The organism is Paraburkholderia sp. BL18I3N2, from assembly GCF_003001875.1.
GTDB lineage: Bacteria > Pseudomonadota > Gammaproteobacteria > Burkholderiales > Burkholderiaceae > Paraburkholderia > Paraburkholderia phytofirmans.
The window spans coordinates 10,013-28,150 of record NZ_PVNC01000027.1 but is presented as its reverse complement, the minus strand read 5'-3'; the positions used below and the strand labels follow the sequence as shown (position 1 = coordinate 28,150).

Annotated in this window: 11 protein-coding genes; 10 read left to right on the top strand and 1 reads right to left on the bottom strand. The window is 64.0% G+C overall.

What is annotated here, in order from left to right:
* Positions 1 to 15 precede the first annotated feature (15 nt).
* The 3 genes from B0G75_RS36320 (at position 16) to B0G75_RS36310 (ending at position 3,837) form a co-directional block, all read left to right on the top strand.
* Positions 16 to 1,404 carry an MmgE/PrpD family protein gene (locus tag B0G75_RS36320; protein ID WP_106314557.1) on the top strand — a complete coding sequence of 463 codons (1,389 nt, stop codon included), beginning with the start codon at positions 16 to 18 and terminating at the stop codon, positions 1,402 to 1,404.
* Complete coding sequence (locus B0G75_RS36315) at positions 1,401 to 2,213, top strand: CoA ester lyase (protein ID WP_106314556.1); 813 nt, start codon at positions 1,401 to 1,403, stop codon at positions 2,211 to 2,213. Before B0G75_RS36320 ends, B0G75_RS36315 begins: the two co-directional genes overlap by 4 nt.
* 244 nt (positions 2,214 to 2,457) lie before the next feature.
* Entirely contained in the window at positions 2,458 to 3,837 is a 1,380-nt protein-coding gene (locus B0G75_RS36310) for an MFS transporter (protein WP_258194882.1), read from the top strand.
* A 176-nt stretch (positions 3,838 to 4,013) separates the two neighbouring features.
* Here B0G75_RS36310 and B0G75_RS36305 read toward each other — a convergent pair whose 3' ends face one another.
* A complete protein-coding gene (locus tag B0G75_RS36305; RefSeq protein WP_012428397.1) occupies positions 4,014 to 4,382 on the bottom strand; it encodes a response regulator in 369 nt (122 codons plus the stop codon).
* Positions 4,383 to 4,849: 467 nt separating this feature from the next.
* On the opposite strand from B0G75_RS36305, the gene B0G75_RS36300 reads away from it, so the two are divergent.
* The 7 genes from B0G75_RS36300 to B0G75_RS36270 all read left to right on the top strand — a co-directional run bounded on the left by B0G75_RS36300 (position 4,850) and on the right by B0G75_RS36270 (position 18,133).
* A complete protein-coding gene (locus tag B0G75_RS36300) occupies positions 4,850 to 5,737 on the top strand; it encodes a LysR family transcriptional regulator (protein ID WP_106314554.1) in 888 nt (295 codons plus the stop codon).
* 328 nt (positions 5,738 to 6,065) lie between these two features.
* Positions 6,066 to 7,565: an aldehyde dehydrogenase family protein gene (locus B0G75_RS36295; RefSeq protein ID WP_106314553.1), complete on the top strand. Its 1,500-nt coding sequence runs from the start codon at positions 6,066 to 6,068 to the stop codon at positions 7,563 to 7,565.
* A gap of 130 nt (positions 7,566 to 7,695) precedes the next feature.
* Positions 7,696 to 8,868 carry an FAD-binding oxidoreductase gene (locus tag B0G75_RS36290; RefSeq protein WP_106314552.1) on the top strand — a complete coding sequence of 391 codons (1,173 nt, stop codon included), beginning with the start codon at positions 7,696 to 7,698 and terminating at the stop codon, positions 8,866 to 8,868.
* 120 nt (positions 8,869 to 8,988) lie between these two features.
* Complete coding sequence (locus tag B0G75_RS36285) at positions 8,989 to 10,185, top strand: PLP-dependent aminotransferase family protein (RefSeq protein WP_106314551.1); 1,197 nt, start codon at positions 8,989 to 8,991, stop codon at positions 10,183 to 10,185.
* A gap of 458 nt (positions 10,186 to 10,643) precedes the next feature.
* The gene (locus tag B0G75_RS36280; RefSeq protein ID WP_106314550.1) at positions 10,644 to 12,434 is read left to right on the top strand and encodes a DUF2138 domain-containing protein; all 1,791 of its coding nucleotides are present in this window, start codon (positions 10,644 to 10,646) and stop codon (positions 12,432 to 12,434) included.
* Positions 12,435 to 12,581: 147 nt separating this feature from the next.
* Entirely contained in the window at positions 12,582 to 13,346 is a 765-nt protein-coding gene (locus B0G75_RS36275; RefSeq protein ID WP_106314583.1) for a DUF1175 domain-containing protein, read from the top strand.
* A complete protein-coding gene (locus B0G75_RS36270; RefSeq protein ID WP_106314549.1) occupies positions 13,343 to 18,133 on the top strand; it encodes an alpha-2-macroglobulin in 4,791 nt (1,596 codons plus the stop codon). The genes B0G75_RS36275 and B0G75_RS36270 overlap by 4 nt, the downstream gene beginning before the upstream one ends.
* The last annotated feature ends 5 nt before the right edge of the window (positions 18,134 to 18,138 follow it).

Below are 18,138 nucleotides of genomic sequence, written 5' to 3'. Positions count from 1 at the left end.
CGAAACGACCTCATCATGAACGACCATCCCAGTCTGACGCTTGCCACTTTCGCCGCTCAGCTCGACTTCGACAGCATTCCGCACGCGGTGGTGGAGCGCACCGTCAACCTTTACGTCGACTGGCTCGGCTCGGCGTTGGCGGGCAAAGGCGCGCGGCCGGTCGAGACGATCGCGCGCTTTGCCCGCCAGGCCGGCGGCGCATCGAACGACGACGCGTGCGAAGTGTTGATCGACCGCAGCCACACCACGCCGTATTTCGCGGCAATGATCAACGGCGCGGCGTCGCACTTCGCCGAACAGGACGACGTGCACAACGGCTCGGTGTTTCATCCCGCGACGGTCGTGTTTCCGGTGGCGCTTGCGCTGGCGCAGGCGCATCGCAAGTCCGGGCGCGAGTTGATCGCGGCGGCCGTTGCCGGCTATGAAGTGGGCATCCGCATCGGCGAATTTTTGGGGCGCTCGCACTACAAGGTGTTTCACACCACGGGCACGGCGGGCACGGTGGCCGCGGCCGCGACAGCGGGACGGTTGTTCGGTTTGTCGCCGGCGCAGATGCTCGACGCGTTCGGCTCGGCGGGCACGCAGGCAAGCGGCCTGTGGGAGTTTCTGCGCGATGCCGCCGACTCGAAGCAACTGCACACGGCCATGGCAGCGGCCAACGGACTGATGGCCGCGCAACTCGCCGCCGATGGCTTCAAGGGCGCGACGCATATTCTGGAAGGCGCGCAAGGCATGGCCGCAGGCATGTCGAGCGACGCGGATCCGGCACGCCTCGTCGACCGCCTGGGCAGCCGGTGGGCGACGGCGGAGACGTCGTTCAAGTATCACGCGGCGTGCCGTCACACGCATCCCGCCGCCGACGCGTTGCTCGCCGTCGTGCAGGAACACCGTCTCGCGCCGCGCGATATCGCGAAGGTCGTCGCGCACGTCCATCAAGGCGCGCTCGATGTGCTCGGCGCGGTCGTCACGCCGCGCACCGTTCATCAGGCGAAGTTCAACATGGGCACGGTGCTCGGACTCGTCGCGCATCACGGCTATGCGGGCGTGACCGAATTCGAGGAGGGTTTCGACGCGGATGCGATCGCCGCCTTCCGCGACAACGTCGAGATGGCCTTCGACGCCGAAGTGGACGCCGCTTATCCCGCGCGCTGGATCGGCAAGGTGACGGTCACGGCCACCGACGGCCGCACGTTCAAGGGCCGCGTCGACGAACCGAAAGGCGATCCCGGCAATACGCTGTCGCGCGATGAAATTGCCACCAAGCTGCATCGGCTGGCGGCATTTTCGGGCGCGGCCACCGAAGGCGAGGCCGCGCGATTGCTCGGCAACGCGTGGCAAATCGCGGAGCAGGCGCAGGTCGGATCGGTCTTTAGCGCAGAGTGCAACGCGATGGTGGCCGCATGAGCGCCGCACTGCCGCGCTCCTATCTATTCGTGCCGGGCAACCGCCCTGAGCGCTTCGAAAAAGCGCACGCAGCCGGTGCGGACGCGGTGATTCTCGATCTCGAAGATGCCGTGCAGCCCGATGAAAAACCGGCGGCGCGCGCGGCGGTGCTAGCCGCTGTATCGAGCGAAGCATCACGGCCCGCATGGGTGCGCATCAACGGCTCGGACACGCTCTGGTTCAACGAGGATGTCGCCGCGCTGTCCGGACAGCCGGGTATCGCAGGGATCGTGTTGCCTAAAGCGGAGACGCGCGAGCAGATCGAGGCCGTGCTGGCGACGGCGCATGCCACTTTAAGCGTGTTGCCGATCGTTGAAACGGCGTGTGGGTTTGCGAGCGTCGCGGTGTTGTGCGCCGCGCCGCGCGTGCAGCGCATTGTGTTCGGCACGCTGGATTTTCAGATCGATCTCGGTATCGACGGCGACGGCGAGGAACTGCATCTGTTCCGCTCACAGATCGTGCTGGCATCGCGGCTTGCCGGAATCGGCGCGCCGGTGGACGGCGTGTCGACAACCATCACCGACACCGACGCCATCGAAGCCGACGCGCGCCGCGGCCGGCGCTTCGGCTTCGGCGGCAAGCTGTGCATTCATCCGAAGCAGATCGATGCGGTGCACCGCGCGTACGCGTGGAGCGGCGCGGACAAGGCATGGGCGCAACGTGTCTTGGCCGCAGTGGAAACGAGCCACGGCGCGGCTGTGGCGGTGGACGGCAAGATGGTCGATATGCCGGTGATCCTGAAGGCGCGAAGGATTCTTGCGGGCGCATAGGCTGCGGCGAGCGCATCGCCGGCGCGATGTCGCGCGCCGTCCATTAACCGCGACGAAACATCGGCTTCCAATAATGCCAATACCCTGAAGGCGCAGCGTGACGCAAACTTGACGTCACGCGGGGGGACGCATTCGCGCCGTGTACTCAACATCATGCAACGAGCTGTCGCCATAAAAAGATAGCCATGCATCACTGTTTTGCGCGCGCGGTCCCACCGCGCGCGGACCCATGAGGAGACAAAATTTGGCAACCGTCAATTCCGGCGCGCGGCTCGACCGCCTGCCCATTAGTCGCTTTCACTGGAACATTCTCGGCCTGATCGGCGCAGGCGCCTTCCTCGACGCCTTCGACATCTATCTCGCCAACGGCGCGTTAGCCGCGATGGTCAAAAGCGGCTTCACCGATTTGCGGCTCGGCTCGTTTTTCATCTCCGCGACCTTCATGGGCATGATGATCGGCGCGGGTCTGTCCGGTTATCTCGGCGACAGATTCGGCCGGCGTTATTCGTATCAGGCGAACCTGGCGATCTTCGGTCTCGCCTCGATCGCCGCGTGTTTCGCGCCGAATATCTACTGGCTGATTCTGTTGCGTTTCATCATGGGTGTGGGGCTTGGCGCGGAATTGGTGGTGGCGGCCGGAACGTTGTGCGAATTCGTGCCGCCGGCCACGCGCGGACGCTGGACGTCATTGCTCGCTTTGATCATCAATTCCGGCCTGCTTGGCGCGACGGCGATCGGCTACTGGGTGATTCCGCATCTCGGCTGGCGCTATATGTTTGCGATTGCCGGGATCGGTGCGCTCGTCGTGTGGTTTCTGCGGCATCGGATGCCGGAATCGCCGCGCTGGCTGGAGACGGTCGGACGCCTCGACGAAGCCGAGGCGACGGTGTCGGCGATCGAGCGGCAGGTGGAGGCACGGGTCGGCAAGTTGCCGCCGGTGGCGCGCGTGATGAGCCATGAGGTGCCGGCCGCGCCGTTCTCGGCGCTGTTCGCGCGCGGCATGATCGGCCGCACGCTGGTGGCGGCGCTCACCTGCATGGCGATCAACATGTCGCTGTACGGGTTCGTCGCGTGGCTGCCGACGTTCTTCGTCAAGGAAGGGCTGACGATCGTGCAGTCGCTGGGATTCGTGCTGCTGATGTCGTTCGGCGCGCCGGCCGGCGCGGTGGTCGGGTATCTGGTCACGGACCGGATCGGCCGGCGTAACGGTATCGTGCTGTTCTCGCTCGTGACGATCGCGCTCGGGTTCGTGTACGTGCAGATGCGGGCGCCGGCGGTGATTTCCATCGTGGGTTTCGCACTCGTGACGGCGATCTATACGGTCTGCACGCTGGGATTGTTCGGGTATATCCCGGAGTTGTTTCCGACCGCGCATCGGTTGCGGGGGACGGGTGTCGCGGGCACCTGCGGACGCGCCGCCTCCATGTCGACACCTTATGTGGCGCTGCTGTTGTACACGCACTTTGGCGTGACGGGCGTGCTGACGATGGTCGGCGGCGTTCTGCTGTTGCTGAGCGTGGCGATCCTCGCGCTGCGGATCGAAACGAGTCAGCAGACGCTCGAGGACATCTCGCCCGATGCCGATCTGACGCCGAGCGGAGAGTTGTTCGAGAAGTCGGTTTAGGCCGTTGAGCGCGTGAGCGCGGGCCGTCGATTCGCTCTTTCGGAGCGACCGCGCTTACGGTAAGCGCACCTCGATGCCGCATCACTGCGCTCGCGGAACCGGTGCGTGCCCCGCTTTTGTGCGCGAGGCCTGGCGGGCAAATGTATCGACGACGCTCGCCAGCGGCTACGAAGCGGTCAGCAGACGGCCGGCATCGCCGCATCGCTTTCGCATTCGGCCAGCAACGAGAGCAGCTTGTCCAGCGCGAATGGTTTCCTCAAAAAGCCTTTGACGGGGAAGGCGGGCGCTTCGCCGCTGCCGCTCGTCAGAATGACGGGTACGGAAGCTAGTTCACTGCGTGCCTGCATCGATTCGATCAGTTCGGCGCCGTCCATGTTGGGCATGCGCCAGTCGCACACCACCGCGCTGACGCGCGTGCGTTGCAGTCGTTCAAAAGCTTCGGCGCCGTCCGCCGCCGTGGCGACCGTGTAACCACGGCCGACCAGCACGGCGCGCAGCGCGGACAATGCCTCGGGTTGGTCGTCGACCAGTAATACGCGACTCATAATGCTTATGCCTGAAATGTTCGGTTGGACTGGGCCTCGGGTGTTCGTGGCGCCAGCCGTGACAGGGACGTGGGCTGAATTGCCGTGTCTGCTTGCCTGTCGAGCCGGTGGATAAAGCAAGCGCTGTGCCTGCTTGTGTGCGGCGCCGCAGAACATGGCTTGCGGGGAGGCGGAAGATGCGCCGATCAAATCTGTTTTGACGTAGCGCGGAGGGATGGCGAGAGTCGCATTGCCGGGCACTGATAGGTCGCACGCGCCGATCCGGGCACGGTCGCCGGAGCGCGAGCGGCGAGCGGCAAGCGGCAAGCGGCAAGCGGTTCAACGCTTACCTGCATCGCTGCGTCTAAAGCATGCAGTCGCAGACGAGACCGGCAGCTTTGCCGAAACAGGCTAGCGTTTCCCTTGCGCCCGGTTAAGATTGGCCTTTGTCTTGAGAGCGCTACGGCGCTTCAACTCTGGCCGTCATCATGCATTTCGATTTCGTAGACTTGCGCTTGCTCCTCAATATCGCCGATACGCAGAATCTGGCGCGCGCCGCGGAGCGCTCGCATCTGTCGGCGCCGGCGGCAAGCAACCGGGTCAAAAATCTCGAGGAACAACTGGGTTTCAAGCTGCTCTACCGCACCAGCCAGGGCGTGACGCTGACGCCTGCTGGCGAAGCTTTCGTGCATCACGCGCGGCTCGTGCTGGAACGGGTCGAGCATCTGGCCGGCGACATGCAGGAGTACGGCGAAGGCATCAAGGGACACGTGCGCATCTGGGCCAATACCACCGCGATCAGCGAGTTCATGCCGGCCGTGCTGAGCCATTTCTTGCGCGATCACCCTGACGTCAACATCGATCTGCGCGAAGTGCTGAGCGGCGAAATCGTCAAGGGCGTGGCGGATAGCGCGACGGATATCGGCATCGTCGCGGGCAACGTGCATGCGGAGCATCTTGAAATGCTGCCGTATCGCGACGACCGGCTCGTGCTGGTCACGTCGCGCGATCATCCGTTGGCACGTCTGGCGTCGGTGGACTTCGCGCAAGTGCTGGCGGCCAACTTTGTGAGCCTGCCGACGTCGAGCGCGATCCACGCGTTCATCACCAGTGCCGCCGATGCGCTCGGCGCGCGTCTGAAATTGCGCATACAGGTGGGCAATTTCGAAGCCGCTTGCCGGATGATCGAAGCGGGCGTGGGCATCGGCATCGTGCCGGAATCGGTCGCGCTGCGGCACAAGAAGACGATGCAGATCGCCACGGTCGGACTGAACGACCCTTGGGCTGAGCGCAAGCTCAAGATCTGCGTGCGCAGCCTCAGGGACTTGCCGCCGTTCGCGCGCGTGTTGGTCGACCGGTTGATGGCGGGCGTTTAAGGCCAATAGGTGCCGGCGTTCAGTCGCGCGCATTGATCTGTAACGCTCATGCGGCCGGTCCAGATGTCGTTCCGGATGCCTTTGCTGGGGCGCTATGTATTTCCAATAAGAAACTAATGTGTCAGAGCCCGCGTGCGGGCGCGGGTTGACGCTGACGCCCGCGATAATGCGAAACAGTCGATTCCACGGACGGAACCATATAGACGCAGCAAGCCTTCGCGGGCCTTCCTCCAGCCAGTTCCGGGCAAATACCCTTGCCGCCACAAAAGCCCGCGTGTATAGTTTCCGAACTTACTCTTGTTTCGCATCGGAAATTAAAGGGATTCTCATGGACGCTTCCACCATCCTCGCCGACCTCGGCATCGCCCACGCGGCGCAAGCCGGCGACATCGCGGTTCATTCGCCTATCACCGGCGACCTCATCGGCCGCGTGGCCAGCAACACGGTGGCGGAAGTCGACACGGCCCTCGCCCAGGCAAAAGACGCTTACACCGCCTGGCGCAACGTGCCGGCGCCGCGGCGCGGCGAACTGGTGCGTCTGCTAGGCAACCGTCTGCGCGAGAAGAAGCAGGCGCTCGGCAGCATCATCACGCTCGAGACCGGCAAGATTCTCCAGGAAGGCTTGGGCGAAGTGCAGGAAATGATCGACATCTGCGATTTCGCGGTCGGTCTGTCGCGTCAACTGTACGGCCTGACGATCGCCTCGGAGCGTCCGGGGCATCGCATGGCGGAGACGTGGCATCCCATGGGCACCTGCGTCGTGATCTCGGCGTTCAATTTCCCGGCCGCGGTGTGGTCGTGGAATGCGGCGCTCGCGCTGGTCTGCGGCAATGCCGTCATCTGGAAGCCGTCGGAAAAGACGCCGCTCACCGCGCTCGCCGTCAATCAGATTCTTACCGAGGCGTTGCAAGAGTTCGGCGACGCGCCGGCCGGCCTCACCGCCTTGATCAACGGCGGCCGAGATGTCGGCGCGAAGCTGGTGGCCGATCCGCGCGCGTCGATCGTCAGCGCGACGGGCAGCACGGAAATGGGCCGCACGGTCGGCGTGGAAGTGGCGAAGCGTTTTGGCCGCTCGCTGCTCGAACTCGGCGGCAACAACGCGGGCATCGTCACGCAAACAGCGGATCACGAACTCGCCATGCGCGGCATTCTGTTTTCGGCGGTGGGCACGGCGGGTCAGCGTTGCACGTCGCTGCGCCGTTTGTTCGTGCATGAGAGCGTGTACGACAAAACCATCGAGCGTCTGAAGCAGTTGTACAGCAAGGTGCCGATCGGCAATCCGCTCGAAAAGGGCACGCTGATGGGCCCGCTGATCGACAAGCAATCGTATGGCCGCATGCAGGAAGCGCTGCAACAGGCCACGGCGGAAGGCGGCAAGGTGTTCGGCGGCGAACGTGTCGACGTGAAGGGCTATGAAAACGGCTACTACGTGCGTCCGGCGATCGTCGAAATGCCGTCGCAAACGTCGGTGGTGCTCAAGGAAACCTTTGCTCCGATTCTCTACGTGTTGCGCTACACCGATTTCGCCGATGCAGTCGAAGCGAACAACGCAGCGGTGCACGGCCTGTCGTCCTGCGTGTTCACGACCGATCTGCGCGAAGCGGAACGTTTCCTGTCCGACTCGGGCAGCGACTGCGGCATCGCGAACGTCAACATCGGACCGAGCGGCGCGGAAATCGGCGGCGCGTTCGGCGGCGAGAAGGAAACCGGCGGTGGCCGCGAGTCGGGTTCGGATGCTTGGAAGGCGTACATGCGCCGCGCTACCAACACGGTCAATTACTCGTCCGCGTTGCCGCTCGCGCAGGGTATCGACTTCAATATCGGCTGATACGGCTCGCTTCAATCCGTGAGAAGCAGCGGCGCATTGACACGCCGCTGCGGCCGTGAATAAACCCTCTTTAGCAGTCCGTTTGCGCCGCCGGCGTTTGCGAGCGGCCACGCTACTCGTGGAGTGAGACGTGAGTTCCAAGGTCGTGATCGTTGGCGGTGGGGTGATCGGCAGCTCGATTGCGTATTTCTTGCGGCTGTCCGATCCGACGGTCAGCGTCACGGTGATCGAACGCGATCCGACTTATGCGCGGTCTTCGTCGGCGTTATCGGCGGCGTCGATCCGCCAGCAATTCTCCACACCGCTTTCCATACAGATGTCGCTGTTCGGCATCGAGTTTTTGCGCTCGATCGGCGAACGGCTCGAGGTCGACGGCGCCAAACCGTCGATCGATCTGCACGAAGGCGGCTACCTGTTTCTCGCGACGTCCGCCGGCGAGACGACGCTGCGCGAGAACCACGCGCTGCAAACGAGCCTCGGCGCGGATATCAGCCTGCTCGACCAGCACGCGTTGCAGTCGCGCTTTCCCTGGCTCAACACGGAAGACCTCGTGGCCGGCGCGTACGGTGAAAGCGGCGAGGGCTGGTTCGACGGCTATGGACTCGTGCAGGCTCTGCGCAAGAAGGCGCAGTCGCTCGGCGCGCGCTACATCGCCGCCGACGTCACCGCCATCCATCGCGACGGCAAACGCGTCACGCAAGTGCAGACCGCGAACGGCGAGACTTACGCCTGCGACGTGGTGGTCAATGCAGCCGGCGCATGGTCGCGCAAAGTCGCGCAGATGGTCGGCATCGACATTCCGGTCTACGCGCGGCGCCGCAGTATTTTCAACGTTACCTCTCCGGGGCAACTGGAACGGTGTCCGTTGCTGATCGATCCGAGTGGTGTGTATTTCCGTCCTGAAGGCAAATCGTTTATCTGCGGTACGTCGCCGTCGGCGGATAACGACCCTGACGATCTGCCGCTCGACGAAGTCGATCACGCGCTATTCGACGACGTGATCTGGCCGACGCTCGCGCATCGCGTGCCGCAATTCGAAGCGCTGCGCGTGCAGAATTGCTGGTCCGGCTATTACGAATACAACGTGCTCGATCAGAACGCGATCATTGGCTATCACCCGGATATCGATAACTGCATTTTCGCCAACGGTTTTAGCGGGCACGGTTTGCAGCAAGGGCCGGCAACGGGACGTGGCATCAGCGAACTGATTCTGCACGGCCGCTATACGACGCTCGATCTGGGCTCGTTGAGCTTCACGCGTGTGCTGGAAAACCGGCCCATCGTGGAGAAGAACGTGGTGTAGCCGGGTGCATCGGGATGATGCGGAAAACGCAATATGTAGTGCGTAGATATCGTTTGCCGCCCACCTCGGCGATGGTCACAATCAGCGACGATCTTTCCTCCTGAGAAGCGGCCCGTCACCATGTTCACGTTCAATCCCGCATTCGAAGCGCCGAGCGGTTCGCCGATCCGCGAGCTCTTCAAGTATCTGGCGCAACCCGGCATGATCTCGTTCGCCGGCGGCTATCCGGCGAGCGATCTGTTCGATCGTGAAGGGCTCGACGCCGCTGCATCGCGCGCGTCGCAACACGCCACGCTCTGCCTGCAATACGGCCCCACCGACGGCCTCCCTGTCCTCAAAGAACAACTCGCGCACCTGATGGCGCGCCGCGGCGTGTCTTGCATGCCGCAAGACATGCTGGTGACGACCGGCTCGCAGCAAGGCTTCGATTTGCTGCTGCGCGTGATGGTCGCGCCCGGCGACGTGGTGCTGGTCGAGCAGCCCGCTTATCCCGCGACCTTGCAGGCGCTCAAGCTGCAAGAGGCCGACGTGGTGACGATTCCGGTCGATCAGGACGGCCTCGACGTCGACGCGCTCGCCGCGTTGCTCGACTCGGGCACGCTGCGCCGCGCGCCGAAGCTGTTGTACACGGTGCCCACGTTCGCGAATCCGACTGGCGCGACCTTGTCGCTCGAACGCCGCACGGCGTTGCTGAAGCTGGCGGCGCGCCACCGCTTTCTGATCGTCGAAGACGATCCCTACGGCGATCTGCGCTTCACTGGCGCGGCATTGCCTTCGCTGCTTGCGCTGAGCGAACAGGTGCCGGGATCGCGCGATTGGGTCGTGCATTTCTCCAGTCTATCGAAGATCGTCGCGCCGGGCTTGCGAGTGGGCTGGATGCTCGCGCACGCGGAGATTCTGCGACGCTGCATGGTCGCCAAGCAGACGGTCGATCTGTGCAGCTCGCCGTGGACCCAGGCGATCGCCGCGGAGTACCTCGCGAGCGGCGCGCTGGAGCGGCATTTGCCGCGCATCGTCGACGCCTACGCCGTGAAATGCCGCACGCTATGCGACGCGCTCGAAGCGCAACTGGCTGATCAGATCGCGTTTTATCGTCCTGCGGGCGGCATGTTCGTATGGGCGCGATTGAGGGCCGGTCAGAATGCGTCCGATTATCTGCGCGCCTGCATCGAGCGCAATGTGATGTTTGTGCCGGGCGTGGCGTTCTATAAAGACAATATCGATTCGTCGGCACTGCGCTTGTCATTTGCCGCGCCTGGCATAGCGGATATCGAAACCGGCGTGCAGAGAATGAAGCAGGCGCTCGAACATTTTTGACCGCGGCTTAGGTAGTGTTCGCGTCAAAGCAGTAATCTCGATGCTTGAAATAACCCGGCAAGCACATTGCGTGCAGCCGGGTTTTTTTTACGCGTACGCTAAATTAAGCGGATTTAGGATAAAGGCTGCGGACAACTAATGCCGTCCAGGCCGACGGAGACCATTCACAAAGCGGCGCGGCCATCTGTCACGTGTTTCTGCATATAAGCTTCCCGCTGGCTCGCGCCGGTTTAGCGAATCGAATCGCCATGTCCAATGGATGCGTTTCCAAATCCCTTAATCAGGCATGTTTTTGATTTTGTCAAACTCCTGAAGCAAGTCGGACTGTTAAATAGGAAGTGTCGCTGGTTTTTAGATAAAAATATCGGTTATCATCGCTGCCTTCGGAGATTGATCCCGCTGGCTTAATCCAATGGGCATCCGCGTTAATACCGTCGCATCGAACCAGAAGAAATCAGATGAAGATGTCGCGCAAAAAGATTGCAATCCTGGTAGTCGGTCTTCTGGTCGTGGCCGGCGTGGTCATTCAGGCGGTTTGGCGTCCTTTTGGTCATCGCAAAGTCGCGGAGAACAGCGAAGTCGTCCTGGATATTCATCACCCTGACGCGGTGATCGACAGCGAAGCGCTCTCGCGTTTGCCGCGCGACATCCTGCGCGTGCCGCTGCTGCATGACGTGCTGACACAAGACTTCGTCGACTATTACGAATCGAGCAATACGCGCCTGTCCGCCGAAGGCGCGCTGCGGCGTCTCGCGTTCGAACATCAACTCGACTGGCGCGACGAATTGATCCGCCGCGTCTTCGACGAACCCGCGCACGTGCTGCTGTGGCGCTCGCCCGACGGCCGCCTCGGCTACTGGGTGATGTCGATGCATCGCAACGGCTTCGCCAAGCTGCTGCAAGGCGTGGGCAATGTCGCCACGAGCGACGCGCAACTGAGTCAGGTGGCCAGGCTTTCCGGCGACGTGCCCGTCTATGCGTTGAAGCTGGCGGTCGGCCGCACGCTGCTGTTCGCCACCAAAGACGATCGTCTGGTGGTGCTGTCCGCGCCCGGCGTATTGCTCGACGGCAAGGGTGCGCTGCTGAGCGAGCGCGCCGATGCCGTCTCGGAGATGCTGTCCTCGGGCCGCGACGACGCCGCACATGCCTATCGGCTCGACGCAGCCGGCGACGCGCCGAAGGGCCACCGGCTGGTGGTGTCGGCGAATTACTTGTCGTTCGGTTATCAGGCGTTCTTCTCCGGTATCGACGCATTGCGCTTCGACTTTTCGCCGAACGGCAACGGCAACGCCGCAGCGAACTGGCAAACGTCGGCGCTGATCGATCCGGGTAAGTTGCCGCAGCAGTGGAACGGCGCCGACCTGTGGCGCGCGTTGCCGGCCAATGCCGCCGCCTGCACGAGTTTGCCGGCGGACTGGAAAGAGGCCTCGGGGCTGTTGGGCAAAGTGGCCGGCGGCGGCGCGGACAGCGCTGCGGCGATCGGCGATCAGCTCACTGGCCCCGCGGCGGTGTGCTGGTATGCGAAGTCCACGCTGGTCGCGCCGGTGTTCGTCGCACGCGTGAAGACGCAGGACGCGGCCGGCGTCGCCGCATTGAAGACAGCGCTCGGCAAGACTTTCGGCGATGTGATCGGCGCTTATGAAGCGAAGGCCGCCAAAGCCGACGGCGCCGACTCGGGTTATCGCCGCTTGCCGGTCACCACGCGCGACCAAGGCGCGGACGTCACCGTGTGGCAGCGTCCGGTGAGCGCGCGTTCGGGCACCGCGGTGACCAGCAAGGCGTCGTTTGCGTCGCAGTTGTCGGCGGAACGTTATTTCCCGGTCACGCTCGCGCTCGCGCACGGCTATCTGATTTTCTCGCCAGACGGCCGTCTCGTCGACGACACGCTCGCGGTGCTCGACAAGCGGTACCCGGCGCTCGCCGACACGCTCGCGCCGCAACGTCTGCAGCGCACGATTCTGACGCTCACGCCGTCGTCGGCGGCCGCGCTGATCGAACGCGAGGCCGGCGCGGCGTTGCCGGCGGATCAGGAAGCGGTGTTCCGCAACGCGTCGCGCACGCATCTCCTGCCGAAACTGCACGCGCTCGCTCATTACCCGCCGGTTTCGCTGACGCTGCCGCAGAACCTGCCGGGCTCGACGGGCTGGGTGCCGGTGGAATGGTGGTTCGATCGCGCGAAGGCGGATGCGAATTCGAATACGAGCGCTGCGGATACGCCCGCGGATCAACCCGGCACCGAGGGCGACTGAGTGCGCCGCCTTCGCGTATTTGACGCGACAGTCGCGGCGCACGCGCTTGAGCGCGTGGCGGGGCGCGAGGACGCTGCGCAGCCCGCGCATGCTGCGCAGTCGACGCGCGCCATGCTGCCTACCCATGTTGCGCAGTCGACGCGCGCCATGCTGCCTACGCATGCCGCGCAGTCAACCCACGCCACGCAGCCCGCGCATGCCGAACTCCCCACGACCCACGCTTTCCCCACATCGCGCCGAGCGTGGCTCGCGAGCACGGGTGCCGCCTTCGCCATCGCGACACTCGCGCCCTACGCGCACGCGCTCACCAGCACCACCGCATCCCCCGACCCCGACGCATTCTCCCCGCAACAATCCGCGGCATTTCGCGCGTGGTTTGCGCGCATCGTCGACCAGCAGATGCGGCGCGGACCGACGCCGCGCTGGACCCAACGCGATTGCGCGGGCCTCGTGCGCTTCGCGGTCGGCGAGACGCTCCGTCCGCACGACACCCGGTGGCTGCGCGCCAACGGCATGACCAGTCTCGCGGATACCAGCAGCATGCCGCCCGAACTGCAACTGTCCGCGTCGCAGCGCGGAATCGCCAACCGCTGGACCCAGCTCGACGGTTCCACCGGCGCGTACGCATCGGCGATCGCACTGATTCAACGCAATAGCCGGTTTGTTTCGAAGGACGTGAACCAGGCGCTGCCCGGCGATCTGCTGTTCTTCGACCAGGGCGACGACCAGCATCTGATGATCTGGCTGGATCGCTATATCGCTTACCACACAGGCACCGTCACGCCGACCGATACCGGTCTGCGCGCCGTCGCCGTCTCCGACCTGATGCAATGGAAAGACTCCCGCTGGCAGCCGCTCGACGGCAATCCGAATTTCGTTGGCGTGTTTCGTTTGGACTTTCTAACACCATGACCCGAATGATTTCCGTCACACGATCGAGCGGTTGGTTGGGCAAGGCGCGCCGTCGCGCGGCATGCACGTTCGCGGCGCTAGTCGCAGCGTTGACACTGGTCGTCGCACCGGCCGCTTATGCGGACGACGAAGCGTCGAGCGCTGCCGCCGCCGATGCCAATATCGCCGGGAATCCGACGCTGCAGACGGCGCCGTCGAGCAATTTCAGCTCGCAGAAGGTGGACGGCCAACCGTTCTTCCTGCTCTCGGATGCGAGCTTCGGCAGTGATCAACTGGCACAAGTGCGACTCGAAGCGCCGGGCCGCGATTTCAAGGATGCACTGCAAGCGTACGGCGGTGCGGACATCGTCGTGTATCGCGTGCCGAAGCCGCTGGACTTTCTGAAGGCGCAAAAGAATCTGCATCGGCTGAATGTCGCGCCGAACTATCAGGGCGAAGGGCTCGCAAATACGCTCGCGTATCTGTGGGACCGCTGGTTCACCGAAGCACGTCGCGCATGGCAGCGAGTGTTGTCGTTCGCGACCCGCAGCAAGGCGACCGAGGCGGCGCCGCAATTCAAGCTCGGCGAACAGACCGGCAAGCCGACGCAATTCGAACCGAACTCGCAATTCGCGCCGCTCAAAGGCTACGACATGGTCGCGCGTTTCCGCTATCCGATCTGGGACGCGAAAGTGATCGAGCCGCCCAAGGGCGTGAATCTCGCGGGCAGCAGCAATAACTTTATCGAAGCCAGTTCGGGCAACGTGATGATTCCGGTCGGCAAATTGCCGCCGGGGCTGTATATCGTCGAGGCGGTGATCGGCAACTATCGCGCGCATACGCTGCTGTTCGTGTCGGACACGGTGGCGGTCGTGAAGGCGGCGTCGAGCGGCATGCTGGTGTGGACCACGCGGCGCGATAACGGCAAGCCCGTGGCGAATACGGAAGTGAACTGGACCGACGGCGTGGGTGTTCTGCAAAGCGGGACGACCGGCGGCGACGGCGCGCTGGTGCTGCAACACGTCAGCCCCGAGCGCAGCTATGTGCTCGGCGCCGATCCGCAGGGCGGCGTGTTCGTTTCCGAGAATTTCTACTACGACAGCGAGATCTACAACACGAAGATCTACGCAGTGACCGATCGGCCGATGTACCGGCCGGGCGATCCGGTGCATGTGAAGTTCATCGGCCGCACGTTCCAGAATGCGACGCAATCGTCGGCGCCGGCCGAGGCCGATATCAAGCTCGATGTGCTCGATCCGAACGGCGCGCCGGTGGCGACCAGCAAAGTGCATTTCGCCTCCGATACCGGCGCGGATGCCGCGTTCACGCTGCCCGCCGACGCCACCGCCGGCGGCTACACGCTGCGCTTCGACTACAACGGCGATGTGTATGGCAGCGCGTTTCGCGTCGCCGAATATGTGAAGCCGCACTTCGACGTGAACCTGTCGATGGATAAAGCCGACTACGCGACCGGCGAGGCGTTGAAGGGCAAGATCCAGTTGCGCTATCCGGATGGCAAGCCGGTGCGCGACAGCAAGATTTCGGTCACGCTGCGCGCGCAGAAAGTGACGATCGTCGACGGTGAATTGCGTTATGCGGGACTGTTCCCGGTCAAGCTCGACCAGCAGGAACTGAAGACGGATAGCGACGGCAACGCGAGCCTGACGCTGCCGGCCGCGAAGGAGCCGAGCCGCTACGCGTTGACGCTGTTCGCACAGGACGGCGCGGCGTACAAGGTGCGTGTGACGCGCGAAGTGCTGATCGCGCGCGGCGCCACGCCGTATCGTTTGACCACGGCCAAATCGTTCTCGCAACCGAAGCAAGCGGTCAGCTTCGATTTGCAGACGCTAGGTGCGATCGATCCGGCGTCACATGCGCCGTCGAAATACGAGTGGACGCGTCTCGAATCGCAAACGCATGGCGAAGGCGCGTTGAAGGGCGCGAGCGCGGGCGGCAAGCTGTCGTTCCCGGTGCAGTTCGACGAACCGGGTTCGTACATGTTGTCGGTGAAGGACGACTTGGGCAACCTGCTCGCCGCCGCCAGCCACTGGGTCGCGGGCGATGGCCTGAAGGCGATTCCGGGCAGCGTCGAAATCGTGTTCGATCGCGACAAGTACAAGATCGGCGATACCGCGGAAGCATTGATCACGTTCCCGATGCCGGTCGACGACGCGCTGCTCACACTCGAACGCGACAACGTCGAGCGTCGCGCGTTGCTGACGGCGGGCGGCGACTGGCTGCAATTGCAACGCGTGGCGCCATCGCAATGGAAAGCGCGCATCAAGGTGGGCGCTGACTTCGCGCCGAACATGACGTTCTCTGTGTTGTACGTGCACGCGGGCGAATACGTGTTCCAGAACGCGGGCATCGTGGTCGCGCAACCGCAGATCGAATTGAACGTGAAAAGCGACAAGCCGGTATACGGGCCGGGCGACACCGTCACGCTGAATTTCGACAGCACGTTGAACAGCAAGCCGGAAGCGGCGAACCTGACTGTGAGCGTGGTCGATGAAATGGTCTACGTGTTGCAGCCGGAAATCGCGCCGAATATCGTCGACTTCTTCTATCACCCGCGCCGCAATAACGTGCGGACCTCGTCGAGCCTGTCGTTCATTACCTACGACCTCGCGCGCTCGCCGCTGAAGGGCGCGCCTGGCGGACCGCAGCGCGCCAACTACAACGAGCGCGGCGTGAAGGTGCTCGAACGGCCGCGCCGCGACGATCAGGACACGGCCGCGTGGGAAGGCAATCTGAAAACCGACGCGAACGGCCATGCCACCATGACGTTCAAGATGCCTGATTCGCTGGCGCGCTGGCGCATTACGGTGCGCGCGGCGGCGCCGGATGGCATGGTCGGTCAACGCACTGCTTACCTGCGCTCGGACAAGGCGCTGTATCTGAAGTGGAGCGGGCCGTCGCACTTCCGCGTCAACGATCAGCCGGCCATCGATATGATCGCGTTCAATCAGACCGACGCGGATATGGACGCGCAGTGGGCGGTGGACGGCGGCGGGTTGTCGCTCAATCAGAAGGTCACGCTCAAGCGCGGCGTGAACTATCTGCGGCTGCCGGGCGGCGCGCTGAAGGACGGCGTGATCAACGCGTCGCTGCGCAGCGCGGGTAAGGACGTCGATCGTCTGCAAACTACGATTCATCTCGACGCGAGCGGCTGGCTCGATCTGCATCAGAACACGGTGGCGCTCGACGGCTCGAACAAGCCGCTGAATTTGCCGCAAGACGCACAGGATGTGAGCGTGCGTTTCATCGGCAGCGCGCAGAGCCAGTTCATGCGCGTCGCCGACGATCTGATCAACTATCCGTACGGTTGCGCCGAGCAAACGTCGAGCCGTCTGATTCCGCTGGCGCTTGCTCACGATGCGATCGGCCACGGCGACAGTGCGAGCTCGACGCAAGGACTCGAAGCGCTGTTGCGCAATCAGCGCCAGCGTCTGGCGATGCTCGCGGGCGTCGGCGGCACGTTCGGCTGGTGGGGCGATACGACCGGCGGCAGCGCACTGATTACGGCGTACGCGTATTACGCGGATTGGCTCGCGAGCCGCAGCCTCGGCATCAGCCTGCCCGCCGACAACTGGCAGCACGCCATGGACGTGTATCGCGACGCCGGGGCCAAAGAGCCGCTGTTGCATCGCGCGCTGGCTTTGTGGCTGATGCAGCAGATGGGCCTGCCGGTCGCGACGCCGGTCGCGGGCGTGGCCGCGGATCTGACGAGCGATGCCGCAGCCACCGCTAAAGCGCCCGCGCGTAGCGGTACGTACGGCGCGTCGGACAGCATCGTGTTCGCGCAGGCCGATTCACCGCGTGGCAAGCAGATGGCGACGCTGCTGATCGCGAGCATGGCGCGCAGCACGAGCGCACAAATTCCCGACGGTTTCGACGCTGCGGCGAGCGCAGCGCGCCTCACGCTCGTGAACGATCCCGCGCCGCTGGTGCAAAGCCTCATCGCAATGACGGGCGACGGCGGAGCGAGCGCCGATGCCCCGGCATTGCTGGCAAAAAGCAGCGCCGACTATCCGACGCTCGATCGCGCCTTGACGCTGCTGTGGCTGCGCAAGTCGCTCGGCGCGGATCCGACTGCCGCGTCGCTGCCGTCGCTCCAGGGCACGGGCTGGACACGCGCGACGACGCCGACCGGCACGCCGCTCTACAAGTGGACTGGCGCGGCGCAGCCGACCACGCTCGATGCCGGCGTCGAGCGCACCGACGTCAACGCGCTGGTTTCGTTCCGCAGCCATACGAGCGAAGACAGCCGCTTGAACATCACCGTCGAGCGGCGTTTCTACAAGCTCGAACCGGTCGAAGTCGCGGTCGATCCGAAAAAGAAGGAAGCCGCCGGCGAGAGCCAGTTGGGCCGCTCGGCATTCACCGCGCGTCTGATGAAGCAGGGCGACGCGATCGACAGCAATGCGCTCTACGTCGACGAAGTCACGCTCACGCCGCGCTCCGGCAACGCTTACCACTATGGTCTGCTCGACGTGCCGCTGCCGCCGGGCGGCGATGTCGAGGCGACGAGCTGGGGCGTGTCGATCGACGGTCTGCCGGTCGCGAAGGACGGCGCCAGCGGTCCGCAGCCGTTCCAGCGCGTGGCGTCGTACGAGATGGGTGAGCTGGCTTATCACCAGCCCGTGCCCTTGCTCGACCGGCCCGTCACGCTGCGCCAACTGGTGCGCTTCGCGTTGCCCGGCACGTTCGCGTTGCCGCCCGCGCGCTACTTCCGCATGTATCAGCCGGACGCGAAGGCGTTCGAAGGCGGCAAGAGCGATCGCGTGACGACGTTGCGCATCCAGTAAGCGAG